This is a genomic window from Megasphaera stantonii, from assembly GCF_003367905.1.
Classification (GTDB): domain Bacteria; phylum Bacillota; class Negativicutes; order Veillonellales; family Megasphaeraceae; genus Megasphaera; species Megasphaera stantonii.
Window position 1 is genome coordinate 2103436 of sequence record NZ_CP029462.1, and the last position, 26123, is coordinate 2129558.

At 49.6% G+C, this 26123-nt stretch carries 32 protein-coding genes, 2 tRNA genes and 2 pseudogenes; 34 read left to right on the forward strand and 2 right to left on the reverse strand.

Annotation, left to right across the window (positions count from 1 at the left end):
* The first annotated feature begins 310 nt into the window (after positions 1 to 310).
* The 33 genes and pseudogenes from DKB62_RS09890 to DKB62_RS10040 all read left to right on the forward strand — a co-directional run bounded on the left by DKB62_RS09890 (position 311) and on the right by DKB62_RS10040 (position 23246).
* Entirely contained in the window at positions 311 to 1225 is a 915-nt protein-coding gene (locus DKB62_RS09890) for a radical SAM protein (RefSeq protein ID WP_162860307.1), read from the forward strand.
* 110 nt (positions 1226 to 1335) lie between these two features.
* Positions 1336 to 1842, forward strand: a complete 507-nt coding sequence (locus DKB62_RS09895) for an RNA polymerase subunit sigma-70 (RefSeq protein ID WP_107196338.1) — start codon at positions 1336 to 1338, stop codon at positions 1840 to 1842.
* A gap of 194 nt (positions 1843 to 2036) precedes the next feature.
* Positions 2037 to 2132: transfer RNA gene (locus tag DKB62_RS09900), tRNA-Ser, on the forward strand.
* Positions 2133 to 2135: 3 nt separating this feature from the next.
* Positions 2136 to 2209: transfer RNA gene (locus DKB62_RS09905), tRNA-Trp, on the forward strand.
* Positions 2210 to 2284: 75 nt separating this feature from the next.
* A complete protein-coding gene (locus DKB62_RS09910; protein ID WP_107196337.1) occupies positions 2285 to 2686 on the forward strand; it encodes a helix-turn-helix domain-containing protein in 402 nt (133 codons plus the stop codon).
* Positions 2687 to 2757: 71 nt separating this feature from the next.
* Entirely contained in the window at positions 2758 to 3300 is a 543-nt protein-coding gene (locus DKB62_RS09915) for an NUMOD4 domain-containing protein (RefSeq protein WP_162860308.1), read from the forward strand.
* Between the two features lie 100 nt (positions 3301 to 3400).
* Positions 3401 to 4111, forward strand: a pseudogene (locus DKB62_RS12890) (terminase large subunit domain-containing protein); the annotation flags it as partial.
* Positions 4097 to 4666 carry a phage terminase large subunit gene (terL, locus tag DKB62_RS12895; protein WP_269148075.1) on the forward strand — a complete coding sequence of 190 codons (570 nt, stop codon included), beginning with the start codon at positions 4097 to 4099 and terminating at the stop codon, positions 4664 to 4666. The pseudogene DKB62_RS12890 and the gene terL, both read left to right, overlap by 15 nt.
* A 17-nt stretch (positions 4667 to 4683) precedes the next feature.
* Positions 4684 to 6048 carry a phage portal protein gene (locus DKB62_RS09925; RefSeq protein ID WP_107196335.1) on the forward strand — a complete coding sequence of 455 codons (1365 nt, stop codon included), beginning with the start codon at positions 4684 to 4686 and terminating at the stop codon, positions 6046 to 6048.
* Complete coding sequence (locus DKB62_RS09930; RefSeq protein WP_107196334.1) at positions 6048 to 7790, forward strand: minor capsid protein; 1743 nt, start codon at positions 6048 to 6050, stop codon at positions 7788 to 7790. Before DKB62_RS09925 ends, DKB62_RS09930 begins: the two co-directional genes overlap by 1 nt.
* Positions 7791 to 7793: 3 nt before the next feature.
* Positions 7794 to 7988, forward strand: coding sequence for a hypothetical protein (locus DKB62_RS09935; RefSeq protein ID WP_107196333.1), 195 nt, complete (start codon positions 7794 to 7796; stop codon positions 7986 to 7988).
* 101 nt (positions 7989 to 8089) lie between these two features.
* Entirely contained in the window at positions 8090 to 9181 is a 1092-nt protein-coding gene (locus DKB62_RS09940; RefSeq protein ID WP_107196332.1) for a DUF2213 domain-containing protein, read from the forward strand.
* Positions 9182 to 9204: 23 nt separating this feature from the next.
* Positions 9205 to 9684 (forward strand): structural cement protein Gp24, encoded by a 480-nt coding sequence (locus DKB62_RS09945; protein ID WP_107196331.1) that lies wholly within the window; start codon positions 9205 to 9207, stop codon positions 9682 to 9684.
* Positions 9685 to 9760: 76 nt separating this feature from the next.
* Positions 9761 to 10066, forward strand: coding sequence for a collagen-like protein (locus DKB62_RS09950; protein WP_107196330.1), 306 nt, complete (start codon positions 9761 to 9763; stop codon positions 10064 to 10066).
* Between the two features lie 23 nt (positions 10067 to 10089).
* The gene (locus DKB62_RS09955) at positions 10090 to 11061 is read left to right on the forward strand and encodes a DUF2184 domain-containing protein (RefSeq protein WP_107196329.1); all 972 of its coding nucleotides are present in this window, start codon (positions 10090 to 10092) and stop codon (positions 11059 to 11061) included.
* Positions 11062 to 11079: 18 nt separating this feature from the next.
* A complete protein-coding gene (locus DKB62_RS09960) occupies positions 11080 to 11394 on the forward strand; it encodes a Rho termination factor N-terminal domain-containing protein (protein ID WP_107196328.1) in 315 nt (104 codons plus the stop codon).
* A 2-nt stretch (positions 11395 to 11396) separates the two neighbouring features.
* Entirely contained in the window at positions 11397 to 11789 is a 393-nt protein-coding gene (locus DKB62_RS09965) for a DUF4054 domain-containing protein (protein ID WP_107196327.1), read from the forward strand.
* 6 nt (positions 11790 to 11795) lie between these two features.
* A complete protein-coding gene (locus DKB62_RS09970; RefSeq protein WP_107196326.1) occupies positions 11796 to 12323 on the forward strand; it encodes a hypothetical protein in 528 nt (175 codons plus the stop codon).
* Positions 12324 to 12330: 7 nt separating this feature from the next.
* Entirely contained in the window at positions 12331 to 12705 is a 375-nt protein-coding gene (locus DKB62_RS09975; protein WP_107196325.1) for a hypothetical protein, read from the forward strand.
* Positions 12695 to 13252: a phage neck terminator protein gene (locus DKB62_RS09980; protein WP_107196324.1), complete on the forward strand. Its 558-nt coding sequence runs from the start codon at positions 12695 to 12697 to the stop codon at positions 13250 to 13252. The genes DKB62_RS09975 and DKB62_RS09980 overlap by 11 nt, the downstream gene beginning before the upstream one ends.
* Positions 13245 to 14633, forward strand: a complete 1389-nt coding sequence (locus DKB62_RS09985; RefSeq protein ID WP_107196323.1) for a DUF3383 family protein — start codon at positions 13245 to 13247, stop codon at positions 14631 to 14633. Before DKB62_RS09980 ends, DKB62_RS09985 begins: the two co-directional genes overlap by 8 nt.
* A gap of 19 nt (positions 14634 to 14652) precedes the next feature.
* The gene (locus tag DKB62_RS09990) at positions 14653 to 15081 is read left to right on the forward strand and encodes a phage structural protein (protein ID WP_107196322.1); all 429 of its coding nucleotides are present in this window, start codon (positions 14653 to 14655) and stop codon (positions 15079 to 15081) included.
* Positions 15081 to 15632, forward strand: a complete 552-nt coding sequence (locus DKB62_RS09995) for a phage tail assembly chaperone (protein ID WP_107196321.1) — start codon at positions 15081 to 15083, stop codon at positions 15630 to 15632. The genes DKB62_RS09990 and DKB62_RS09995 overlap by 1 nt, the downstream gene beginning before the upstream one ends.
* Positions 15629 to 15784 carry a hypothetical protein gene (locus tag DKB62_RS12630; protein ID WP_162860309.1) on the forward strand — a complete coding sequence of 52 codons (156 nt, stop codon included), beginning with the start codon at positions 15629 to 15631 and terminating at the stop codon, positions 15782 to 15784. Before DKB62_RS09995 ends, DKB62_RS12630 begins: the two co-directional genes overlap by 4 nt.
* Positions 15766 to 17424 (forward strand): tape measure protein, encoded by a 1659-nt coding sequence (locus DKB62_RS10000; protein WP_107196320.1) that lies wholly within the window; start codon positions 15766 to 15768, stop codon positions 17422 to 17424. The genes DKB62_RS12630 and DKB62_RS10000 overlap by 19 nt, the downstream gene beginning before the upstream one ends.
* Before the next feature lie 21 nt (positions 17425 to 17445).
* The gene (locus DKB62_RS10005) at positions 17446 to 18192 is read left to right on the forward strand and encodes a phage baseplate protein (protein ID WP_107196319.1); all 747 of its coding nucleotides are present in this window, start codon (positions 17446 to 17448) and stop codon (positions 18190 to 18192) included.
* Entirely contained in the window at positions 18192 to 18545 is a 354-nt protein-coding gene (locus tag DKB62_RS10010; RefSeq protein WP_107196318.1) for a phage baseplate plug family protein, read from the forward strand. Before DKB62_RS10005 ends, DKB62_RS10010 begins: the two co-directional genes overlap by 1 nt.
* A complete protein-coding gene (locus DKB62_RS10015) occupies positions 18520 to 19422 on the forward strand; it encodes a phage protein (protein WP_107196317.1) in 903 nt (300 codons plus the stop codon). The genes DKB62_RS10010 and DKB62_RS10015 overlap by 26 nt, the downstream gene beginning before the upstream one ends.
* Positions 19409 to 20014, forward strand: a complete 606-nt coding sequence (locus DKB62_RS10020; protein WP_107196316.1) for a Gp138 family membrane-puncturing spike protein — start codon at positions 19409 to 19411, stop codon at positions 20012 to 20014. Before DKB62_RS10015 ends, DKB62_RS10020 begins: the two co-directional genes overlap by 14 nt.
* Positions 20015 to 20030: 16 nt before the next feature.
* Positions 20031 to 20405: a contractile injection system sheath initiator gene (locus DKB62_RS10025; protein WP_107196315.1), complete on the forward strand. Its 375-nt coding sequence runs from the start codon at positions 20031 to 20033 to the stop codon at positions 20403 to 20405.
* On the forward strand, positions 20392 to 21840 hold the full coding sequence (locus tag DKB62_RS10030; protein WP_107196314.1) for a baseplate J/gp47 family protein: 1449 nt from the start codon (positions 20392 to 20394) through the stop codon (positions 21838 to 21840). The genes DKB62_RS10025 and DKB62_RS10030 overlap by 14 nt, the downstream gene beginning before the upstream one ends.
* A complete protein-coding gene (locus DKB62_RS10035) occupies positions 21833 to 22495 on the forward strand; it encodes a baseplate wedge 1 family protein (protein ID WP_107196313.1) in 663 nt (220 codons plus the stop codon). Before DKB62_RS10030 ends, DKB62_RS10035 begins: the two co-directional genes overlap by 8 nt.
* A 10-nt stretch (positions 22496 to 22505) precedes the next feature.
* Positions 22506 to 23246, forward strand: coding sequence for a hypothetical protein (locus DKB62_RS10040; protein WP_115759902.1), 741 nt, complete (start codon positions 22506 to 22508; stop codon positions 23244 to 23246).
* A 209-nt stretch (positions 23247 to 23455) separates the two neighbouring features.
* On the opposite strand, the pseudogene DKB62_RS12965 reads toward DKB62_RS10040, so the two are convergent.
* Both DKB62_RS12965 and DKB62_RS10045 read right to left on the reverse strand, forming a co-directional pair.
* A pseudogene (locus DKB62_RS12965) lies at positions 23456 to 23662 on the reverse strand (gp53-like domain-containing protein); the annotation flags it as partial.
* Between the two features lie 878 nt (positions 23663 to 24540).
* Positions 24541 to 25566, reverse strand: coding sequence for a tyrosine-type recombinase/integrase (locus DKB62_RS10045; RefSeq protein ID WP_107196553.1), 1026 nt, complete (start codon positions 25564 to 25566; stop codon positions 24541 to 24543).
* Between the two features lie 45 nt (positions 25567 to 25611).
* Between DKB62_RS10045 and DKB62_RS10050 the strand changes: the two genes are divergently transcribed.
* Positions 25612 to 26025, forward strand: coding sequence for a hypothetical protein (locus tag DKB62_RS10050; protein ID WP_107196554.1), 414 nt, complete (start codon positions 25612 to 25614; stop codon positions 26023 to 26025).
* Positions 26026 to 26123 lie beyond the last annotated feature (98 nt).

Consider the following 26123-nt stretch of genomic DNA (forward strand, 5'->3'; position numbering starts at 1 on the left):
ACATTTCCTTCATGGACGAAGCTGACACAAGAGAATACGAATCAGAGCCAACAAAACCAAAAAAGATCCCGAAGCCGATGCGCGTTTTGCGGTCGGCTTTTGGACGCTTGCGAATGGCACTGGATGTATGACGAGTTTGGCCAACGCGTGAAGAAATGCAATAACGAGCGAATTTGTTCAAGTCAACGGAAGACAGCTGCCGAAGAAGCGTTCCGTGAAGCATTACGAAAAAATCGTAAAGGGAGAGGGCGTTGGAAGACATGACGAGTATCATGCTGTGGTGGGGACGTATTTTATGATAGGATGAGCTATGAAAATTGGGTTATGTGATGTAGATAGCCACCATTTTCCTAATTTGCCACTCATGAAAATATCTGCGTGGCATAAAAAACGTGGTGATTATGTAGAATGGGCTGCGCCGTTAAGTCGGTATGACGTAGTGTATCAAGCAAAAGTATTTGATTTCACGTCTGATTGCATGACATTGTGGCAAGCTGATAATATTGTTAAAGGCGGCACTGGCTACGGGTTAGATAATAAGTTGCCTGAAGACATAGAGCATATGTACCCGGATTATGAATTGTACGGCATTGACAACGCCGCGTATGGATTTTTGACACGCGGATGCCCTCGGGGGTGCAATTTCTGCATCGTTGGAAAAAAGGAAGGCAGGAAAAGTGTTAAAGTTGCGGATCTAAGCGAGTTTTGGAGCGGTCAACGAGAAATTAAGTTGCTTGACCCTAACATCACTGCGTGCGAGCAGTTTGACGAGCTGATGCAGCAGCTTATCGATAGCCGAGCATATGTTGATTTTACGCAAGGAGTAGATATACGGCTTATGACCACCGAAAAAGCTAAATTATTTCAAAAAGTTAAATTTAAAAGAATACACTTCGCCTGGGATAATTATCCCGACTTATTTACATATGAACAACTAAAAAAATATAGACCATATTTTGGAAAAGATCGTCGCAAATTGGGCGTATATGTTTTGACCAACTTCAATACAACAATAAGTCAAGATCTCGATAGGATATATAAATTACGAGAGCTTGACTACGATCCGTATGTCATGGTCTATGATAAGCAGCATGCACCGAAAATCATCAAACATCTTCAAAGATGGGTAAACAATAAAATAATTTTCATGTCAACTAAACGATTTGAAGAATTTAATCCGGTACATAAGACTCGCATTAATAATCAATGTACGTCATTATTTTAATGGTACGCATGGAAAAGTTATGCACTTTAGGCTTATATTGGATTAATGATTGGATTGATAAAAGACGGACCAGCGGAATCTGTTGATTTCAAATTACGGAGGGGATAACAATGCATCACAATGATTATACGGTCGTCGTTCGGCAGTATTTAGCACGATATAACCGATTCAAGACCTACGTCGAAAACGTCAAGGCGGATATTGCCGACTACGAGCAGCAGCTTGCCATGACGGCCGCGCCCAAGGTTCCCGTATTATCCCCTTCCGGCGGAGGAGGCGGCGGGGAAAATATCAGCCAAGAAGAACGGGAATACATGAAGAAGGAAGAAATCGAGGCGAAAATTCAGCGGCTCAAGAAGGACATCGCGAAGATAGAGCCCGTCCTAAATCGATTGAGCCGCTCGCTGGACGCGTTGAACGATACCGACCGGGACATCGTAACCCGGCGCATGATTTATAATGAATCGTGGCGAATGATCGCAAGCGACAACGCCGTGAGTGAAGGCTACTGCCGCCGTCGGCTGCCGAAGATCATAGAAACGCTGGCGAGTATGATGTTTGGCCCTAAGGCCATGCCGGTACAAACGGAGCTCGTCTTCTTGGAGGCGGACATTTAAGCAGTAGTAAAACCGTATTTTAGTACTGAATTTGTGGATAATTTGTGAATAACAATGCTTGAGAGGCGATTTTCGACAGAAATCGGCAGAATATGAGCAGTTTTCGACAGATTTCGGCGTTTTTGTACGATTTTGTATCACTTTTCGGCAGGACATGACGCAAAACTTGTGCTATACTAAGAGCGTGGAAATTTGGATGGTTGGCCGAGAGGTTAAAGGCAGCATTTTGCTAAAATGAAGCACGTGCCAAGCAGCACGCGCCGCAGGTTCGAATCCTGCACCATCCGCCATACAGGGGGGTAGTTCAATGGTAGAACAACGGTCTCCAAAACCGTGAATGCTCGTTCGAATCGGGCCCGTCCTGCCAAGTTTAATAGTTATCAGCTCATCGATGAGATGAGCTTTTTTTATTGCCTGAATTACACAGAAAGGAGGAATCGGCATGGCGGCAAAAACAGGCAGACCGTTGACGGAAATTGATAAGAGCGAATTTGAAAAGCTGTGCGAGCTGCAATGCACGCAGGAAGAAATATGTTCGTTCTTCAACACCACGCCTAAGACGTTGCAACGGTGGTGCAGGCGCACGTACGGAGCCGGTTTCTCCCAAGTTTTCGCCGAAAAGCGGCGGAATGGGAAAATTGCCTTGCGCCGGGCCCAGTTCCGGCTGGCCCAAAAGAATGCGTCCATGGCTATCTTTTTAGGAAAACAATGGCTGGGGCAAAAGGATATGGATCGCGTCGAAGTCGGCGGCATAGTAGGGCAGCCCATCGAAACGGAAGAGCAGGTTCATGTGCAAATCTATTTGCCGGATAACAAGCGGGGCGATAGAGATGACAATACTTAGACCGCAGCCGGGGCCACAAGAAGTATTTTTATCCTGCCCCGCGGATATTGCCATATATGGAGGTGAATAATGTGGTTGAAGAATGGAGAGACATAAAAGGGTATCAGGGAAAATACCAGATAAGTAATACTGGAAAAGTCAGGAGCTTGAATTATCACCGCGAGGGGAGAATAAAAGAGTTAATACCGAAAGATTGCAGGGGGTACCTGCAAATAGGATTGACAAAAAAAGGTAAGAAAAGGTTTTATGCAATACATCGTTTGGTAGCGGACAGCTTCATTGGCAACGGTGATGGAAAACAGGTAAACCATAAAGATTTAAATAAGAAAAACAATAATACAGAAAATTTGGAGTATGTAACAGCGAGGGAAAACACTATACATGCTATACAGAATGGCAGATTTGACAGTTCATCTCAACAGTTACATGAAGCAAATGAAAAGAGAAAAATAGGTGTACTGGCTGTAAAAAATGGCATTGTATCTCGTTTTACGTCTATTCGTGAGGCTTCACGAAAGTTATCTATTGATAGAAAACAAATAAAACAGAGCTTACAAAATAAATATCCGCTTGCAAAGGGTTATCGGTTTTTCTATGTAGCTGGGGGTGATTAACTTGCCAATATTACGACCACAACCAGGGCCGCAAGAATTATTTCTTGCTTGTCCGGCTGACATTGCAATATATGGCGGGTCTTAGTCTGCCGGCGGCGGAAAATCGTACGCTTTGCTGCTTGAATGTCTGCGGCATATCGGAAATCCGAATTTTGGGGCTGTTATTTTCCGGCGTCAGTCCACGCAGATTACAGCCGAAGGCGGTTTATTTGATACGGCGCTGGGGATATATGTCCCACTGGGAGCTCATTTTAAGAGAGTACCTGCGCCAACGGCCATATTCCCGAGCGGGGCAAAAATAAGCTTCCGGCATTTGCAATACGAAAAGGATGTCCACAGCTGGCAGGGCTCGCAGATCCCGTTGATAGCCTTCGATGAGCTGACGCATTTTACGGAAGGGCAATTCTTTTATATGATGTCCCGTAACCGATCGACTTGCGGCGTGCGTCCTTATATCCGGGCGACGTGCAACCCTGACGCCGACAGCTGGGTTGCCGACTTTATTTCATGGTGGATTGACCAGCGTACCGGCTACGCTATTCCGGAACGTTCCGGAAAACTACGGTATTTTGTCCGTATAGGCGGGGAAATCATCTGGTCAAGCAGCCGAGAAGAACTGGAAGCGACATACGGCAAAGACGCCGTGAAGAGCGTTTCCTTCATCTCGTCGTCCATCTATGATAACAAAATCTTATTGAAAGCGAACCCGGAATATCTTGCCAGCTTGAACGCCTTGCCGGAAGTCGAAAAGGAACGGCTTCTGCGTGGGAACTGGAAGATCCGGCCGACCGGCGGCATGTTCTTCAAGGCCTCGCAGGTGCAGATTGTCAAGTCGATACCAGATAAGATTATTTCAATCGCCAGGGCGTGGGATTTGGCCGCAACGGAAATTACGCCGGAGCATAAAGACCCCGACCGCACGGCCGGGGCGCTGTGCGCACGGCTGAGGAGCGGACAATTTATTTTTCTCGATGTCATTCGCCGGGCAGCCAATGCGTCGAGCGTTCGCAAGCTCATCAAGACGACGGCCATTATTGACCGCGGCCTGTACCACAACGACAAGATTTATATACCGCAAGACCCCGGGCAGGCCGGGAAAGAGCAGGCGTTAAGCTACGTTCGCGAGCTGGCGGGCTACTCTATCATTACGCATCCAGTCAGCGGAGACAAGGAAACACGGGCCGAGCCGCTGGCCGCCCAATGGCAGCAGGGAAATGTCTTGCTGCTTGAAGGAGACTGGAATAAAGAGTTTTTGAACGAAATGGAAGGCTTTCCTGTGGCCCTGCACGACGACCAAGTGGATGCGGCCAGCGATGCGTTTAACGCCGTAGCGTCGACGTCTGACTGGTCGGCGCTGACATCGTAAAAGGAGGACAAAAAATAATGGCAGAGCGGTTTGATGGCTTTTTCAATGCCTTTATCGGGCACGGTACGCATGGCCGCGACCCATTTTCAAATTACATATACACGCCTTCGCGGATGATGACAGACTGGGAATGTGCCGATATGTTCACGTATAACGGCATTGCCCAGAAAATCATTACAGCCCCGGCCGACGAAGCCGTAAAGGAAGGGTTCACGCTGAAAGACGGCGAGGCAGAAATGGAAGAGCAGACAAAAGCGGTGTTGTCCGTCATGGAGGACTTAGAATGGGAACAGCGATTTTCGGAAGCCCTTTCCTGGGATCGCCTGTACGGCGGCAGCGCGGTTTTGATGATGGCCGATGACGGAACGGCTGAGCTAAGCGAACCGCTGAACGAATCGGCCTTGCGAAGCATTGAGCGGCTTGTCGTCATCGAGGCGCCGGACATTACGACCAGCGACGCCATGCTGTACAGCGACCCGCGCAGCCAGTTGTACGGGCGGCCGGAATTTTACAATGTGACCGGCTACTACGGCGGACGCTTCACCGTGCACGAAAGCCGCTTGCTCATGTTTCGTGGTGGTGTACTCCCAAGAGAGCAGCGGCGGCAGCGGGCAGACTGGGGCGCGAAGGTCTACGAAAAAATGTTCAATGACCTCATGCGGTATGACAGCGCCTTATCGTTGGCCTTGATGGCTCTGTCGCGCTTGTCGCAGGGCGTCATGAAACTCAATGGGTTGGCTGGGAAGCTGGCGACGGACGACGGCGAACAGCAGGTAATGAAGCGCTTACAGCTCATCGACATGGCCCGGCACATGATGAACACTATCGCGCTGGACAATGAAGACGACTATCGGCTGGAAAATATGGCCATAGGCGGCGTCACGAACATCATAGACCAGTTCCAGACGGCTATTTCCGCCGTTACAGAAATTCCTGTTACCGTATTATTTGGAGTTTCTCCCGGAGGGCTTAATAGTACCGGGAAGGCGGATTTCGAGAACTATTACAATATGGTTCGCCGCATCCAGAAACGAACGCTCAAGCCACAGCTGTCACGCCTCATTGATTTGCTGGGCCAGTGCAGCGACTACGGCCTGAACCTGCCGGATAAGTATACGCTTGAGTTTAACCCGCTCTGGCAGCCGACAGAAAAGGAACAGGCCGACACGGAATATGTGAAGGCCCAGACCAAAGAGCGCGAAGCCGCAACGGCCAAGACCTACTACGACATGAACGCGCTGGATGGCTCGGAAATGCGCGACACGCTGGAAAAGAACGGCGACTATGAGCTCGACCGCAGCCTTGACGATACGATTCAAAATTCCCGGCTGGGCCTTGAACCGGGACAGCCGCAGCCCAACACGGAAGGGAATGACGAATAATGAAAGTCGTAGCGAAACGGAAATGGCGCTATCCCATGAGCTTAGAACGGCAGTACGCAAAGCAGCTTGTCGCCTACGTCAAGCGCAAATTTGCTGTTATTGACGAGCACCGGCAGGAAATCATCGACATTGTGGCCCAGTACGCCGTCAGAACGGACGACGACAGCCTGATGGAAAGCGTCAGCGCGCAGATTTCCGTACTTCTCGACCGTATCGAGCGGGACATGGAGAGCGCCGACGACCTCACGCGGGCCATGAACAACATGTTCGATGCCGTGAACCGCTACAATGCCAGCGAATTCAACGCTCTGACGAAAAGCCTGTTTGGGTTCCCGCTGCGCGTGCCGGTATCGCAAATATCGCACGCTGACAGCGCGGGCCGGTACCGAGCGGACGCTACGCTTGACGATGACATCTCAACTCTAAAAATGGCATGGGTACGCCAAAATTTAGCCCTCATCAAGAGCATTGACGCCGATACCATGCGTCGCATTGAGGACAAGATGATGGAACGCATCATTGCCAACGTCAGCATGGGCGACCTGACAAAGTACCTCATCAAAGATATTCGGGATATTGCCGGCGTAGAAGTAAACCGGGCGACGCTGATCGGCGTTGACCAAGTAGGGAAACTCAACGGCAGACTAACGCAGTACCGGCAAGAACGCGCTGGGATTTCCGAATATCAATGGGAAACGGCCCTAGATTCCCGCGTACGGCCTTCACACCGGCCGCGGCAGGGAAAGATATATAAATGGTCAAACCCGCCGCCAGACGGGCACCCAGGCTATCCTATCCGGTGCCGGTGCGTAGCCCTGCCGGTCATTGATTTGGGAAACATACCGATTCTTCCGAAAAAAGGGAGTTATCAAAACGTCAACACTTCCACAAACAGCTCAACATCAGGTATAATAAATATAAAAGAAAAGCTTCGTAAGAGCACTTCAAAGCTTCAAGCGACGATGCCAGAGGTTGAGTATAATGAATATTTGGACACAGTCGCAAATAATGAGGTAGTACGTTCATTGTATTTAAAATATGCGGATAAGATAGATGGCATTGTTAGAAAGCAATATGGTGGTGTATATAGCCCTAGTTCAAACACATTAGAATATAGTTTCGAACAAGATGAATATATAGAAAGTGGCATAAATAAATATTCTACGCTGGCACATGAGTATAGCCATTTCTTTGATCGCCAAATTTCAAATTCAAAAATTCATTTTACAGAAATAGAAACTATCAAACATGAATTAGCTTCCGACGAGCCTTGGGTTGGCATTTTTTTGAATGGCCGATTTCCGCATAAAGCAAGTTTTAGTGATGAATTTTTAAAAGCGTTAAGGCTGGATAAAGAAGAATTACGCAAAAAATCATATGAAGAAATATGTGACGAGCTTAGGCCCCATGACGCCAGCGCCGGAGTACAAGATGCGTATGATGGATTTTTTATTGACCGGCGTATTGGATGGGGACATGGCGAAAATTATTATAATCGAATATACAAATTAATTAAGCAATACAAATTACATAATAAATTGAAAAAAGTTTATAAGGATATGGGACTTGATGCTAAAAATCTGACGAAAGTGAAAGAACAATGTCGGATTTACGATGCAGCCAGTGAAGCATGGGCTAATATTTTAAGTGCTGTGACAAATGGAGGGCAAGAGTTAGAATATGTAAAAAAATATTTACCTAACGGGTATCAGGCGGCATTAGATATTCTTAAGGAGGAATAAACTGTGGATTGGAAGCAATTGGACAAAGTGCTGCGAGTTTATGATAAGAAATTTGGATCGTTTCCTACTATTCCGTATTTAAAACGCAACGGGGCGGAATGGTGTATGAATGTAGCCCAGAAATGTTTGGAAAGTGGCAAAGATGGCTATGAAATGGGATTTTTTGACCCCGTTCCACTGGAGGATATGATTGACTAAAATTGGGAAGGGTTTCCGATAATTAAATAGGTACTGCTTAGAGCAATGTGAAGAAAATTCATATTGCTCTTTTTTTATGCCATGAAAGGGGGTGAGAACAGGTGCTAAGGTATGACAGATTTGAACTAAAGGCAACGAAGACCGACGAGGGCTTTATCCGTGATACGCCTGTTATTGGCCGTACGGGCCTCATGACGTACTACAACCACGACGGCACGAAGCGGATAGAATACCGGCCGCCGGAAGAGGCGTTTAATGCCGACAGCCTAAATAGCCTGTTGGGTAAGCCGGTCACAGTAGGCCATAAAGCCATGGTGTCCGCAGCCAATGCGGCCGCCGTACAGCCGATCGGTTCCGTGTTGTCGGCCGGTCGGCAGGATGGCAACAACATCGTGGCCGACATGGTCATCTACAACCTGCCGACGAATGCCCGGGAACTGTCCTGCGGCTACAAGCTCGACCTTGACGAGACGCCCGGCACGACGCCCGACGGCCAGCATTACGACGCCGTGCAGCGCAATATCCGCTACAATCACGTCGCCGTCGTAGCCAAGGGCAGGGCCGGAGTTGCCCGGCTTAACATGGACGGCGACCAAATCGACGAAGAAGACGAAGGAGGAGACACCCAGATGAATATGACAAAAGTAAGAACCGACAGCGGTATCGAATACGACGCCGCCCCGGAAGTCAAAGTATATATTGAAAAGCTGTTGCAGGAACGAAATGATTCGAAAACCGCAATGGATAAGCTCCAGGCCAAGTATGACGCGGCCATCAGCGACTTAGATAAGGAAAAGAAAGCCCACAAGGACGCCATGGAGCAGAAAGACAAGGAATTCACCGCCGCCGTAAAGGAACGCGTCGACATGCTGGAGGTTGCCAAGAATCACAACATCGATAAGGCCGACACGATGAGCAACGCCGACATCAAAAAGGCCGTCATCAAGGCCGTTCACGGCGATTCCGTCAACATGGACGGCAAGAGCGACGATTACATCGACGCAATGTTCGACATGGCCAAACAGAGCCAGCAGAAACGGCAGGACGGCATGGCCCGGCAGAGACAGACGGTTCTTCGTGGGGATGGCAGCCAGGGCAAGCAGAAAGAGGACCATGTAGACGAGTACGACGTCAATGCTGCTATGGCCAAGCTCCGCGAAGACGAAGCGAACGCATGGAGCAAACCGGTATAGGAAAGGACAGGAGGTAATTTATCATGGCACAACAGAAACCCTTTACGTGGTATCAGCAGGGCATGGCGCCGGGATTCCCTGGCATGAAGGCCAATACGACGGCCGACGTCGTCGATTCGTTTGCCTGCGAAGGCGGCGTCAATCCCGGCGAGCCCGTAGTCCGCGGCACAGACCCGGAACATCAGGCCAAGAAGGCCGCCGCATCGGGTAAGCCGATTGGCATTGCCCTTCACATCCACAAAGAGCCGCCCGAAAGCGATACGGAAGCGTACTTCCCGGACGGCTATTCCCTGTCGATTTTGACCAGCGGCGACGTATGGGTAACAGCTGGCGGCGATGTGGCCGCAGGCGACCCCGTAGCCTACAACACAACGAAGGGATTTGTCAAAGGTACGGAAACGACGCCGTCGGGCAACATGTTCCTGACGTCCGGCGAAGCAAATGACGTCGTGCGCGTCCGTATTCGCAACGCCGCAGCCATTACCGTGACGGCGGGGGAGTAACGCCGGATACCAATAATATCGTCGGCTCTGCCGTCGTTGGTTCGGCGATAGTAGGTTGAAATGGGGGTGTTAACGCATGGCATACGAACCAAAGAAATGGGAAACTGGCAACACAATCACCGCTGCCGACATGAATCATATTGAGGACGGGATTGCCAATATTGAATTGACGCCGGGGCCGCAGGGAGAAACAGGCCTACAAGGACCGGAAGGCCCGAAGGGGGATACCGGCGCACAAGGCCCGGCGGGTACCGCTGGCAAAGACGCCCCGACGATTACCAAATGTGAAATCAACGTGAGCGGTGCAACGATTTCCGGCACGCTCACATTATCAGACGAATCTACAGCGCCTATTACCGGAACATACACGGCAGGCGCTTAATTTTTTTACAGGAGGATACCAACATGCCTACAGACAACAACATTCGCTACGATGACCGCGATTATAACGCTATCGTGCATACGGGCAACTTCGATGCTGACGGTAGCGTCTTTCTGGCTCGACAGCTTACGCATATTCGTGCGCAGGTCTTGCGCGTCAAGAAGGCCGCGCTGAATTCCTTTGATGTATTTCCCGTTACGACGGATATTCCCGTTGGCGCAGAAACGGCATTGCAGCGCGTCTATGACAGCGTCGGCGTGGCCGAAATCATTAGCAACTGGGCGGACGACCTTCCGCGCGTTGACTTGCTCGCCCAGGAATCAGCCGTTACGGTCAAAATGCTCGGCGACGCCTACGGCTACAATTACCGCGAAGTACAGAATGCGCAGTTTGCCGGTATCAGCTTGTCCGCTGAAAGAGGACGGATTGCCAGATATGCCGTAGATTACAAGCTGAACTCGATCGCATGGCACGGCGACGCCGCCCATAAGATTGTCGGCTTTTTGGATAACCCGAATATTTCGGAATTTACCCTTCCGGCCGACGGCGGCGATAGCAGCTCTACGAAATTAAAGGATAAGACCGAAGAGCAGGTCTTCCGCGACCTGAACGATTTTATCGAATCTATCCCGGAAGCGACGAACGACGTCGAACAGGCGAATACGCTGCTGCTTCCGCCGTCCGTATACTCGTATCTGGCCACAACGCGCCTGAGCTACACCGAAACGACGTACCTTAATTTCTTCCGACAGGCGCATCCGGAAATCACCCGCATCATGCGCGTCGGCGAGCTGAAAGGCGCAGGCGAAAGCGGCAAAGACGTCATGATTGCCGGATACTTTGACCCGACGTACATCAAGTTCGAAATTCCGATTCGCTTCGACCAGTTGCCTGTCGAATACCGCAATTTGGAATATGTCATTAACTGCGTTGCATCCACGGCCGGCGTTACGGTAACGATGCCGTTCGCTTTTGTTAAGGCCGAAGGCTGCTAAGGAAAGGGGGAAACTATCATGATGATTCTTATGAACAAAACGGCCCGCGTCATCTTCGCCGGGGAGTATCGGCTGGTGCCGGAGGTGCCGCAAGAAGTCGAGGCGGATAAAGACGCGTTTCTGAAGCTCTATCCCCGCATCAAGTCCTTGATTGACAAGGGCGACATTCACATCATCAGCGGGGAAGAAGCAAAGAAAGCTGCCGAAGCGTTGGAAGATATGACGGTAGAGCACCTCAAAGAATATGCTGCGCAGAAAGGCATTGAGATTCCCAACGGCTTGAAAAAAGCCGACATTCTCGATCTTATCAAGGCCGCTGAAGCGGATGAGTAGTCATGACGCAGCTTGAGATATTCCGAAAAATCGCCCCGGAATTTCAGCAAATTTCCGACGACGAAGTGCAGGGAATGCTGGATCTTGTCGGCGATATTCTGAGCAAGAAACGGTTTGGCAAGATGTATGATCGGGCCGTCGCCTTGTTGGCGGCCCATCAGTTTACCTTGCAGACCCTGATTGCCAACGACGAAAACGCCGGGGCGGCGACGTCGCTGACATCCGGCGCTCTTGTCTCGGAACGGGAGGGCGATTTGCAGCGCTCTTATGGCGGAATGGCGTCGTCTTCTTCGGGAGACGACATGGATTCCCTGCTCAAAAAGACCGTGTATGGTCTGCAATTTTTAACGCTTCGCAGCATGTGCATCGTGCCGGTCATGACGCGGATGGGGTGATGAAGCATGACAAAAGTCATTGACGTTGACCTGGGGTACAAAGAGATTATCGGCGATCTGGAACAGCTGGACGGGAAGAGCGTAGAAGCCGGCGTATTTGCCAACGCTGGAACCGAAAAGGACGGCAAGACCAAAGTGGCCGATGTGGCCTATTGGAATGAGTACGGCGTCGATATTCCGGTTACGCCGCGGATGCGGGGGTATCTGCACACCATCGGCATTCATCTGAGCCCCAATAAGACGACGATTCATATTCCGGCCCGGCCGTTCATGCATCAGGCGGCCGACGCCAATATGGATAAATGGGGCGACACAGCGGAACGGCTTGTCACGCTCATTCTTAACGGCATGTCCGCTGAGCAGGCACTCGAACTGCTCGGAACTCAGGCCAAGGGGGATATTCAAGCTATCTTCACGCGCGGCGACTTTGCCCCCAACTCACCGGCGACGATCGCCCGGAAAAAATCCAGTCGCCCGCTCATCGACACCGGCCGCCTGCGGAACAGTGTTGATTTTCGCATCAAGAGAGGATGATACCACGATGGGATTCCGCAAACCTGTTAAGATTTTGCGCCGGGCCGTGGGCTCCGTCGGCGACGACGGCTATTATGTCCCGGGAACGGAGCAGGAACTGACGATTTTTGCCTCCGTGCAGCCGCTCAATGCCAACGAATACACGCAAATTGCCGCAGACGGGGCCAGAAACGTCCGTTACATCAAGGCCTATACCAACACCCCTCTACACCCTGCGAAAGAGGCAGGATGGGCAAATACGGAAGATTCCGGGCCATGGGAGGCCGATACGATACTCTGGCAGGGCAGCCGGTTTCAGGTCATCCAGTGCGACCCGTACCAGAGCGGCGTTATCAGCCACTACAAGGCCATCGCGCAGGAGGTGATGCCGGATGATAAATGACCAGAGACGATTTGTTCATGACCTTATCGCCGAACTGCTGAACATTCCCAAGCCGTCCGTCATCTGGGCCAATCAAAACAACATGCCGCGGCCCATGAAAGCGTATGCTATGCTGCGCCTGTACAATGCGCAGCGGGAAGCGGCCGAAGAGCTGCGGCCGACGGATACGCCCGGTATTATGACCATTGTCGTTCCGACCTCGGCGATGCTCGAAGTACAGTTTACCGACAATCAAAAACAAAATCCCCTTGAAACACTGGAAAGAATGGTTCGGGGCCTTGAAAAGCCAACCGTAGCAGACCGATGTCAGGCTGCCCGGGTGGCTTTTTTTAATGCCGGGCCAGTACAGGACGTATCCTTCACGCTCGGCGCCGTCGCCTGGGAACACCGGGCCGCGGTTGACCTGAGCGTCCGGTACATGTCGGAAATGACGGATGACGTCGGTTACATTGAAACCGTGGAAATCGATGGCACACTTACCGAACCAACATCAACCCCAAAAATGAAGATTGATTTAACTGTGAAAGGAGAAAATTCAAATGGCTAATATTGACAGAATTGTCAATGTGCAAATATCGCTGAATACGACCGGCATCTCTACGGAGGGGTTCAGCACTTTATTGTGCGTCGGCCCGCATATGTATGGACTGACGCGCGTCAGCACTTACACAGACCCAAATCAAATGATTGAGGATGGTTTTTCTGCGGAAGACGCCTTGTATCATATGGTGTCCGACGCCTTCGCGCAGACGCCTTCGCCGGCGCAGGTCAAAGTCGGCCGCCAACAGGTAGACGGTTTCACCCTAAGTGTCGCTCAACTGGGCGCAGCTAGCACTTACACGCTTACCGTATCCAATGTGCTTTCGGATGGAACAATCCGAGATAAGGAATACACCTACACCAACAGTTCCGGAAGTGAATCCGATATTTTGAAAGGGATTTTACAGGCGATTACAGGCGATAGTGATTCTGTTCTGATAGATAATGATTCACAAGCCGATGAGCCGTCGTTAACGCAGCTGCATTTGGAAGCAAAGAATCCCGGAACGGCTTTTTCTGTAAAGGTCACAAGCAATTTACAAACGGCTATGGATGACACGACAGAAAGTATCACGTTATCTATGGCCAAAATTGTGACATCTGACAGCGATTTCTACGGCGTCGCCTTGGCGTCTCGCGCTGATGAGGACATTTTGGCCATGGCTGAATGGGCCGAGGCGAATGAAAAGCTGTTCGGGACGGCGACGGCAGCTGATGGAGCTAAAAACAGCGAGGTTACAACGGACATCGGCAGTCAGCTGAAGGCGAAAAACTATTACCGGACATTCTGGTTCTATCACGCATTGGCGGCTACAGAATATCCGGAATGCGCTATTATGGCCCGCTGCTTTGCCATTGACCCGGGCGGGGAAACATGGGCCAATAAGCAGCTTTCCAGCATTACGACGGACGGCCTGAGCGAAACGGAAGCGCTTGCCGTGCAGGGAAAAAACGGGAATACCTTCGAGGCGTTCCGGAACATCTCTATCACCCAGAATGGTAAAGTCGCCGCCGGTGAATGGATTGACGTCATTCGCTTTCGCGACTGGCTGGCCGAGGAAATCAAAGTCAATGTTTTTAATTTACTGATTAACCGCGACAAGGTTCCGTATACCGACGCCGGCATTGCGGCCGTTGAGGCGGCTGTCCGTTCGGCGCTGACGTTGGGACAGACCCGCGGCGGCATTGCGCCGACGGAATATGACGAATCCGAGAATAAAAACCTTGGCTTTACGGTTTCAGTTCCGTTGGCTTCGACGATTTCGCCGAATCAAAAAGCCCTTCGCATTTTGAACGACGTCAAATTTACGGCACGTTTGGCCGGCGCTATTCACGTTGTCAATATTACGGGCAACCTGACCTATGAAAATCTGATTGAAGTTGCATAAGGGAAGGAAGTGAGCAAACATGAGCGTATTAACGTATGACCCAAAGAAATTGCTCGTCATTTTTGGCGGACAGCAAATTACGGGATTTTCTGAAGATGACATGATTACGATCCGCCCGCTGGGCGATGGCATGACAATCTACGTTGGCGCCGACGGCGAAGTCGGGCGCAGCGTTGACCCGAATCACTGTTTTGAGGTGGAATTATCCTTGGCGTCGACGAGTAAGAGCAACGATTACCTTTCGAATGCCTATAATCAGGATCGCGATAACGGCGGCGGCAAGAAGCCGCTTATGATCAAAGACTTGTCCGGCTCAACGTTGTTTTTTGCCGACGAGGCATGGGTTCAAAATTTCCCGGAAGCCGGAAAGGGACGTCAGATTGATTCCCAGAGCTGGACACTAAATACAGGGGCCGTAACAGACCCAATTATCGGAGGTAATGACTAATGTATAGCGGTGGAGAAATCAAAGAGTATAAACAAGGCGAGTATACCTTCAATATCCGGCAATTTGACCCGTTTTATGCCATGAAGGTATCGGGCGATCTGCTGAAAGTGGCCGCTCCTCTGCTGGATGGTGGCTTTGATGCAATAAGAAAATCACCGGCGAACGATAAACATACGTCGGATTTTGCACTATTGGCCAACATTGCGACCGGCGGGGTTACGGCCCTTGCGCGTCAGCTGAACGGGGACGAATTGCTCCGGATAGCAAAACTGCTGCTTGACCCGGAATACGTTTACGTGAAGAAAGGAAACGGCGATTTTGTGAAATTTACGGAATCCGTTGCCAATGAGGTCTTTTCTGGTCGGCCTATCGACATGATGGTGCTGATGTGTCAGGTCGCCGCGGTGAATTACGCGGATTTTTCGAAGCTCTCCAGCATCCCGGTTGGGTTCCTCGAGATTTGGGGCGCGATCCGGTCGATGTTCCGGGACGCGTTGAACGCTATTTCGGTTCAACCCTCTTTATCTGGAGAGCGATCCGAGAAGGAATGACGACATTCCGGGACGTGAAAGAAGGCCGGGTCACACTGGCCGAACTCGTCAGTATGAATGACTATCTGACGATGGTATCCGATATTGAATACTGGAATATGACGAAGAAAATGCCCAAAGGAGGTGGACAGCCATGGCCGCGTCGGCGGTAAGGGAATTACTCATCAGAATTTCATATGAGCTTAACCGGGGCAGCCAGCACCGGGCAGAAGCAGCAATCAATGGGACGAAGGCGAATATGCGGCGAATGGCCCAAAGCGCCACCTTTGCCGGGGATTCTCTGAGCCGGGCTTTCCTGCGGGCGGGCCCTGCCTCACAAATGGCCGCCCGGGCCGTGAACAACGTCAATTATGCCTTGGCCCGGCTGCGCCGGAACAGCAACGTCAATCTAAATCTAAAGGGATTTAGTCAAGGCTTGGGAACGGTCAATAATCAGGCGTCGGCCCTGATCGGAAAATTTAACTTGCTGGCGACGGCCATCGCCGGGGCATTTGCAACCAGTGCCATCATTGATACAGCCGATGAGATGATGAACTTGGATGGCCGCCTTCGCACATTGTACGACGACGAGCGGGAACGGGCTGCCGTTGAAAATCAGCTCTATACGATGAGCCAGAAGAACCGGCAAGGACTGAGCGATATTGGCGACTTGTATTTTAAGGTCGCCAGCTCCGTTGAGCAGTACGGCATGGGAGCCGCAGAAGCGGCCCGGCTGACGGATATTGTCTCGAAGTCTTTGACCGTCGGCGGTGCGTCGGCGGAACAGGCCAGCGCGACGATCTTGCAGTTAGGGCAGGCCCTCGGCTCCGGTCAGCTGCAAGGCGATGAATTGAGCTCATTGCGCGAAAATGCCTTCACGCTGATGCAACAGATGTCCAAATCACTAGGGGTCACAGTCGGCGATTTGAAAGAAATGGGTGCCCAGGGCGAACTTACCAGTGAGGTCGTTATAAATGCAATTCTCGCCAGCGGGGACGCCATTGATGCGCAGTTCAAGAAAATGCCTACCACTATTGGACAGGCAATGAAGAAATCCAGTAATTTATGGCGGCGGTTTGTCTGGTACATCGAAAACCGGTCAAAGGTATTTTCGCAACTAGGCCAGCAAATCAGCGATGTCGTCGATAAGGGCGACGCCTTGCTCACCATCATGAGCGGCCCCATAGAAGGGCGGACACCGGAGGAAACGGCAAGAAATAAAATTGAATACGAGCAGACCGTCGCCGAAAATCCGGCATTGGCGCAGGTAGCGGCCGGGCTGAATAAAATCGTTGAAGCATTGGGCATTGCTGGCCAATACATCAACGATATTTTTACGCCCGCAATCGACGCAATAAAAGAGCATTGGGAACCAATTATGCAAGCATTTGAGCCCGGATTGCAGATGCTTAAGCAAGGCGTTGATGAGTGGAAAGAAGCCTTTGAGACGTTAAAACCTGTATTACAAGGGATTGCTACGATTTTAGGTTATGCTCTGGTGGGCGCTATAACCTCCCTATTTACTATCGGATCCAGAGTATTTCGCGACTTAGGGGATTTGATTAACACTGTGGCAAGTGCTGTTCGCACTTTATACGATTGGCTTTCCGCTGTCGTCAATAAAGTATTGGAATTTATCGGCTTGAAAGCTCAGTTCGACGCGGCAGGAAGTGCAGCAGAATCTTTCTCGCGTCAGATAATAAGCACCAATATTCATCAGGACAATCAATATAATTTGACGGATTCCTCACAACTGGGAGACGCAGTACAGTCTGCATATGATGGTCTTCCGGGATTCATGCCGGGGTTCTGATAACAGAAAGGAGGGTTGTATATGCCGAGTCTTAATAGCTTGCTGGGCGGCAGCGGCTTCGTGTCCAGCACCGCCGGAATCATGCCGAAGCCGACACAACCGGCAAAAATCGGCGACTATCTGACCGTCGACGTTGTCATGTCCCGGGAAACGAATTTCGATAGCGAAGTAACGGAATATCCCGTCGAAGACGGCTTCCCCATCGCTGACCATGTCGTCAGAAAGCCTATGCGGCTGTCTATGGATGTCGTATTTACGCCAACGCCGGTTACTTGGGGCAATAGTTTCTTAGGCGGGCGAACGCTGAATGCCGTTACGAACATGCTGATGCAGATTTACCAGAAAGGCGAGCCGGTAACGATTACGTTAGTGGATGCTATTTATACAGACATGGTCATGACATCTGCTCCGCTTCCCCGTAATGTCGAAAATGGCTATTGCTACCGCTGCCAGCTGGAATTTACGCACGTCCGCCGCGTAGTGCAGCGGACAGAAGACGTGCCGGAAGAGTATGCTGCTAATGATGCGGCCGGAAAAGCCGGAACGACGGAAAAAGACGGCGGGGCCGCGGCCCAGACGGAAATCGGGACGGGCCTGCAAACGGTCGACGCCTCGGCCGGAAGCGCGGGCGGCGGGATTCTGGGAATCAATACGGACAATATAGATTTCGGCCAGCTCGGGGCCATGGCTACCGGATCGGAAGCGACGGCATATATGGCAGCTTATTCTGTGTATCAGTCTATCGGGAAGGCAGGGACATTTTACTAATGATTACGATTTCAATGACCGACGCTAACGATTTTTATGAATCGGTTATTATCGATACAGTCCAATTCAATTTGCATTTTGCTTGGAATGATCATTCACAGTCATGGAGTATGGACGTACGCGATAGTCAAAATACGGATATCGTTCGCGGTATTGCACTTGTACCGAATTTCCCGCTCCTGCATCAATATCGCCGTCATGCCGGACTTCCTGGCGGTGAATTCGTGGCTGTCATTACGTCGCCGGTTACAGGCAACGAGAAAATCGGACGAACCGATTTCATCACCGGCAAGGCGTCTATGGTCTATATACCGGAGGCGGAACTCAATGACATTATGGCATCGACAGTATAAAGTCGTATTCCCGGAAATCAATTTGGAATATGCGAATACGCTTCGCATCCAATTTGCTGTGGAAAAAGACATCACCAAAGAAACCAATAAGAGTGCCTTATCCTTGTACAATCTGTCGGAAGATTCGCGAAACCGAATAGAAGTTGCTGACCGCAAAGTCGAAATTTGGGCGGGCTACAAGGATAATACCGGTCCTGTTCGGCTATTTGTCGGCACGGTTACACAGAGCGAGACGAAAGAAAACGATAAGGATGTGGAAACGAAGCTCACTCTGGCCGACGGCAACGTAGCGATTCGTGACACGGCCTTTTCTCTTTCCTTTGCGCCGGGCACTTCTGGGAACAGAATATTGCAGACAATCGCTAACGCAATGGGGGTGCCGCTGGTGCTGGGCGAAGGCGTGCAGTTCGGTACGTTCATCAACGGGTATTCATTCGTCGGCACGGCACGCGAAGCATTGGACGGCATTTGCTATCATTCCGGCTGCTCGTGGAGTGTTCAAAATGACACATTACAAGTCATTATGAACGGCGGCGTATTTACGAATCGTGGACTAGTCTTTGCATCGGATAGCGGATTAATTGGTTCTCCAGAACGAATCATCAGAGCAAGCCCTAAGCCGGATAAGGAAACACCAAAGCGTCGTCGACGGCAAAAGGCTAAAAAGGAAAAGCCGGAAAAGCAATCAGGATGGAAAATCAAGACGCTTCTGGCCCCGACGGTCACGCCGGGAGATGCGGTTAAGGTCGAAAGCCGCATCATTACGGGCTGGTTCCGCGTCGAATCGGTCAAACATCAGGGCGACACCCACGGCGGCGACTGGATCAGCGAAATGAATCTCATAGAAAGGCTGACGTATACCGATGAACAACAGTAATCAAGGGCCGAATCAAATCAAGGAAATCGTCGAAGGATGGACAGATAACAAGCTGGCCGCCGTACATACGGCGCTTCCCGGCAAGATTGTGTCTTACAGTCCGGGAACAAACCGGGCGCAGGTGCAGCCCTTCGGAAAGTACAAGCTCGACGACGGCCGTTCCTTCGACTATCCCGTCATTCATAACGTGCCGGTACAGTTCCCCATGGGCTGCGGCGGCAGTTCCGGCGTGACCTTCCCCTTGCGGGCGGGCGACGGCTGTCTGCTCATTTTCGCCGAATCGCAGCTGGATGATTACCTGAGCGGCGGCGACAGCGACGACACACGAAAGCACGACATGAATGACGCTATGTGTATTCCTGGGCTGTACAGCGGGGCGGCCCCGTCGAATGTGTCCCATGCGTCCGACGTCTGTCTGTTTAACGGCGGCTCGCTGGTGTTGCTGGGAAGCGGCGGCTTCTCCGGCACGTTGGCCGACGGAACGAATTTTTCGTTTTCCGGCGGCGATTTAGTCGTGAACGGCATTTCGTTGACGGGCCATACGCACGGCGGCGTCGAATCCGGCGGCAGCAAAACGGGCCCGCCGGAGTAGAAAGGGGTGGCAGATCATGGCCTATGATATAGCGATGAACGTCAATACCGGCGACTTAGTCATCCAGAACGGCGACCTCGTGCTCATCGATCACGCCGAACGGGTCGCGCAGCAGATATTGATTACGCTGCGGGAATGGCTCGGGGAATGGTTTTTGGACACGCGGGACGGCGTACCTTATTTAGAGTACATACTCGTCAAAAATCCGAACGAAAACCATATCCGGCAAATCCTCATGGAGAAAATCAGCAGCGTCGAAGGGGTATCGTCCGTAAAATCGATGACGCTTGCCATGAATAACTTTTCCCGGACGTTGGCAGTAGAATATGAGGCAGAAACAATATACGGATTAGTAAAACGAAAGGAGCTGCTCGGCTATGGCCGAAACTAAATACGGACTTACCCCAGAAGGGTTTAAGCGGAAACGGCTGCCAGAGATACTCGACAGCCTGAATAAGCGTGTCGCGGACAAGTTAGGAATGGAAATCCAGACGGGCAGTAATTCTATTTTTGGCCAACTTCACGGCATATATGCCTATGAGTTGGCCGACCTGTGGGAATTGGCCCAGAACGTCTATAACGCAATGTACCCCAACACGGCGGAAGGCGTTTCCTTGTCCAATGCGGCAGCCTTGGCCGGAATTACGCTCATCGATGCGGAGCGAAGTTCGCTCATAGCCACTTGTTACGGCGATAATGGGACGCTTATTCCGTATGGGGCTCAAATTTCGGCCTCAGATGCCAATGCAACGGTTTGGACTTGTGTAGATAATAATATTTACATAGACTCAGGGAAAGCGTCTTATGCGTCCATTCAGATAGCGTCTGACGTGTCTGAAGGAGCGCAGTACACACTGACGATCGACGGAGTGCAAAAATCTTATACGGCAAAAAGCGGCGATGATAAAGCTACGGTATTGGTCGGATTGTCATCGCAGTTTAGTTTTACAGATAAATCCTTTACTATTGCCAACGATACCATGACGCTGGCCATGGCCGACCAGAAAAATACTTTTTCTATAGCCGCAACTGGCATATCTATTATTGAAATCGGATCGCCAGTTCACTTCCAGTGCTCTACAGCCGGCGCTATCGATCCAGCGCTCAACACAATTACTCAAATTCTTACGACCTATGCTGGATGGCATAGTGTGGCAAATAATGTCGCAGCTACCGTCGGGAGGGATGCGGAATCCGACATCAGCCTGCGGCAGCGCTGGAGTTCTTCTTTATATGACCGGGCTTCAGCTATGACGGATTCGATCGCCGCAGCAGTCTATTCCAATGTCGAGGGCGTCACTACCTGCCGAGTCTATGAAAATAACACAGATACAGAAGATGACGACGGGCGACCGCCGCACTCTATAGAAGCTGTAGTGGATGGCGGATTAAATGATGCTATTGCTCAACAGATATGGAATCGAAAGGCTGGCGGAATTGACACGTGGGGAGAGGAAAGCGGTGTTGCCGTTGATTCGCAAGGGATAGCGCACACAATGCACTTTAATCGACCGGAACAGATTAAAGTTTGGATAAAAGTGGTTATCGGAGAAAATCCTGATGAAACCTTCCCGACGGCCGGCATTGATGAAATTGCACAGGCTATTTTGGACAAGGGAAATGAACAAGAAGTGGGGCAAGATGTTATTTTGCAACGCTATTTTTCAGCTATTTTTTCAGCAACAACAGGCGTTGGATATATCAGCTTAACAGCTTGTACTGGCGATGTTGCTGGATCATACACAACAAATAATATCGAAATCAATGAGCGCCAGATTGCGGTGTTTGATGCGTCGCGAATAGAGGTGACGAAGCAAGATGAGTAGAGCTGACAATATGAAAAGTCATCTCATCGGACAGTTTCAAGATAAAGCAGTTATATATGCTTTACTTGAAGCCATTGGAGAGGAACTAGATGAGCTGGAACAGGCTTTCGATGCTCTCCGGAATGATCGCTGGATTGATACCGGGGAAGGTGTTCAGTTGGATGGAATAGGAACTCTTGTTAATCAACCGAGACAAGTTTCGGAAGCCATTCAAATAGCCTTTTTTGGATTTCAAGGACAAGAAAATGCCTTAGGATTTGAGCAAGGCCGCTTCAGAGATAGGGGCGAAACATGGCTTCAAAGCGTTAATTTGAGCGATCCGGAATATCGAAAAATACTTTGGTTAAAAGTTTTCAAGGATGTGGCCAGCGGTACGGCGGAGGATACGATAAATAGTATTCAGCGAATTTTTGAAGCTCCATACGTCACTTTAACGGAAATAGGAAACGCTAAAATTATGCTTGGCATCGGAAAGAAGCTGGATGTAAATGACATCGCCTTAGCTAGAGCTGTTGATCTAGTTGTTCGCGCCGGGGGAGTCGGTCTTGAACGGGCGATTATGTTTGACTACGAAAATTATTTTGGATTCATAGATCAACGCAACGCAAAAGGATTTGAACAAGGAATCTTTGCGGATGAAATTAACTTAGGTTAGGAGTGATAATATGCCAGGAACGCCCGATTTTTCTAAAATATGGGCTCAAAACTCGCCCTTAGACCCGTATGTTATTACGGATGGAAATTATTTAGAAGGATTGAATTTTATCGGAAGTCAACCGCCAGATCGCGGAATATTTGATGCGTGGATGAATAATGCAGACCAGAAGATGAAATATTTATATGATAACTCGGCATCGAGTGAATCACTTACTGAACATAACGATAATCCTTCAGCTCACTCAAAATTGACGCTAACAATGAATGACTTACTCACACCGACAAAAGACACTGATACGCTTGTCAATCTCTTATCGGGGCTCGGGAGAAGATTTCGGGATGTGACTGGGAAAGGGAACTGGTATGATGCCCCGGATATAAGCCTTGCAACACTGGCCACACTGGTTAGTAATCTCGCGAGCGGATCCGATGTGCAATGGAGCGGCAGCAAATTCACGAATGCAAAGCTCGGTATCAGTGGACTAATGGCGCAAAATGGGTATATCCAATTCGGCCCGAACTTCGGCGGCCTAATTGTACAGTGGGGAACGGGAAGCTGTAATACTGTTAGAACCCTGCCACTTGCATTGTCTACTTTTAAAGTAGCTTTCGCGATGCATCAAGGAACAGTCACAAATACAGTGATAATATCATCCCAAGATTATGCATCGTCGTTAACACAAGTTAAGTTTTTGACAAATAACAGCAATGACACTGCTTTTGTGATGTATATTATCATCGGCCGATAACAACATACTCTGCTGCCGGCCCGCCTGTTTCGGATGCCCTAAATAAACAGCTACTTGTTGTTTTATGAGTTCTCAGTATGCCGCGAATATACGCTTGCGAATCATCTTCCAGCACGCCGGTTGCAATTCCGATATAATCTGTATTTGAAAAAGAAATCGGGAATGTTGCCGTAGCGACTAAGCTAGCATATGTGGCCAATTCCCACTGTCTAACGACCAATAGCTAACCAGTTAAAGCCGTATCCCGTTGTACCGCTGTTGTATAATCCAAATCCAGTCAAATCTGCGCCAGCAATAACTGCGGTCTTTTGGTCATCTCTTAAATCGGCACGGTGTGATTCTTGAATGCCATAAAGCACGGTTTGAAATTTAATCGGAAAATCAACATGCACTCCCGTTGCCGTTGAAGTCGAGAATCCCCACTGTAGCGTACAGTGGGGAACTGCGACTCTTGCAAACGTAGTAAGTGTAGTAGTCGCATTACCAGGATTTCATGCAAGTGGTATCTGTATCTGATAGCGGCGAAGGGGCGTTTTCGTTAGGTGGCGAATTAACAGGCGGAAAAACTATTACCGTGTGGCAAAATATGACATACAATTATGCAGTCTCGCCCGGAAACATTGTTTGCCGATGGATAGCTATTTGCAAAGAATAAGCCAAAACCCTTGAGCTCCGGAATAACTGGCTTCGCATACTATTGTTATCCTTCCATTGTTATATCCGAATGTGCTTGCGTATAAATTATTCTGACCAGTATAAAAACATGTTGTCCCGAAAAGTGGAAATGTTGCCACTGTTAATGGTGGTAATATTTCCGTATTAACATAAGCGAATCCCCACTGTCTAATGACTAATAATGATAATACGGACAGAAAATTGAGATGATGCCGGCGCATCAAATTTATCTTGATAGCATCTCCATTCTACATATGTTGATGTAAGCTCGATTAGCTGTGATGTTGCGTAAAAAGTATCTATTGACACGACTGTTTTTGTTGGAGTTACAGAAACAGGAAAATTAAATTTCCTAGTTGTATCGTTATTAAGTAATCCCCACTGTAGAGTGGATAAAAAAGGGGGGACGAGGCCTATAAAAATTGTCATATTGTCAATAAATTTAGAAATAATGAGAATAAGAAAATACAGCTATATGAGCTGATATTATCATGATAAAAAATCGAAAATATCAGCTGATACGGCTGTATTTTTTAGTATCAACAGTAACGGCTGTTAGATATTGAGAATATAAGCTTACATGCGGTATATCTGTAAATCCGCAACGCAAGAGTAACAACTATTTAAGTAATTGTATGGCTTTTCGTAGTTGTCGTAGTCCTTTATGCGTGTACACTCGGTCAGTAATATCGCCGTCTGCATGTCCGAGGATTCGACGCTTTGCGTTTTCGTTGGCACCTGCATTATCTAGCAGGGTTGCGACAGTGTGGCGGCAGTCATGCGTCGTGTGTCCGCTGGCGTGGATCAGTGACATAACATGCCCCCAAACAGTACTGTACCGGCCATAGTTGTACGGCTGCCCGTCTGCGTCGGCGATAAGCGTCTGCCCTGGCAATATCATACGGGCCTGCACAAGCGGCAGTATACGGCTATGGATGGGGATGATACGCAGCCCCGCAGCAGTCTTGCTTTTTGTAATACGTATGTATTGTTGACGCAGGTTGACGTCGGACTTGTCTAAATTAAGCATCTCGCTGCAACGCATGCCGGTGTACATGAGAATAAGCACCGTATCGACGCCGGACGCATCAGCGTGTGTCCATAGTCGGTTTATTTTTTGACGGCTGAAAACTTTATGCGGCCGGACAGGCTTATTTTTTCCGAGAGTAAGCAACTCGGCATAGTTTTTATCTGCGGCTTCAATTTTGGCCGCATATTTTGACACAAGGCTGATCAGCGAGCGAACTTTTTTGACGCTACTGTATGACAAGCCGTGCCGGCGCATGGTATCGATGACACGTTGATAATCCACATACTTGATGTCTGTAAATATCTGGGCATGTAGCGGTTGGCAATGGGCAAAGGCGTTTTTATAGCCGCAGATAGTACTATCTGCGGGCGAAGTATCGTCAATATGAGCCGGCAGCCAGCGGTAATACAATTCAGCGAATGTCATTTTATGACCTGGGAGGGAGTGATTACGATGTATTTTATTGTAGTCGGCGGCGTAGATCTCTGCTTCTATCTGAGTGCAAAAGTATTCAATCGGTCGTTGCCTGCCGTTTTCGGTCACTACAAAAACAAACGGCCGCCGCCGGTTGCCGGATAATTTTTTGATGCTTCCATATCCATTTGGTTTTCTCATACCATTACCACCTTTTTACCCCCATATTACACAGGAGGAGACAACATGGCAAAAGCAGATTATTTAATTAAGTTTGATGCGGACGGCAATAGTGGAGAAACGCACGACGCTGCATTTATGAGTGAGACAGATATTGCCAAATATAAAGAACAGGGATTTATTGAGGTCAGCACGGCGGATTATATGAATTTATTAGGAAATAACGCTGATAATCAGCCGTATATCCGCCAAAATGATGGAACATATATCCCTAAACCGCCATATGTTCCTACGCCGGAAGAGGCGCAAGCGGCAAAGCTATCTGCGTTGGATAATGAATATGCTGCAAAGTTAGATGAAAATAAATCGTCAATTATTGTCGCGGCTACGGTGGATCAAGACGAAGAGTACGCCGATCAGCTACGGCAGGAACGGCAGGCTTTACAAGCTGAATATGTTCAGAAAAGGAGTGAGCTGTAATGGAAACAACCAAAAAATGCTTTTTGTGTGGACGCCCAATGAAACAACAAGAAGGGCTTTTGTATGAGCTCTGCACAAATCCGGAATGTCCTCGTTCC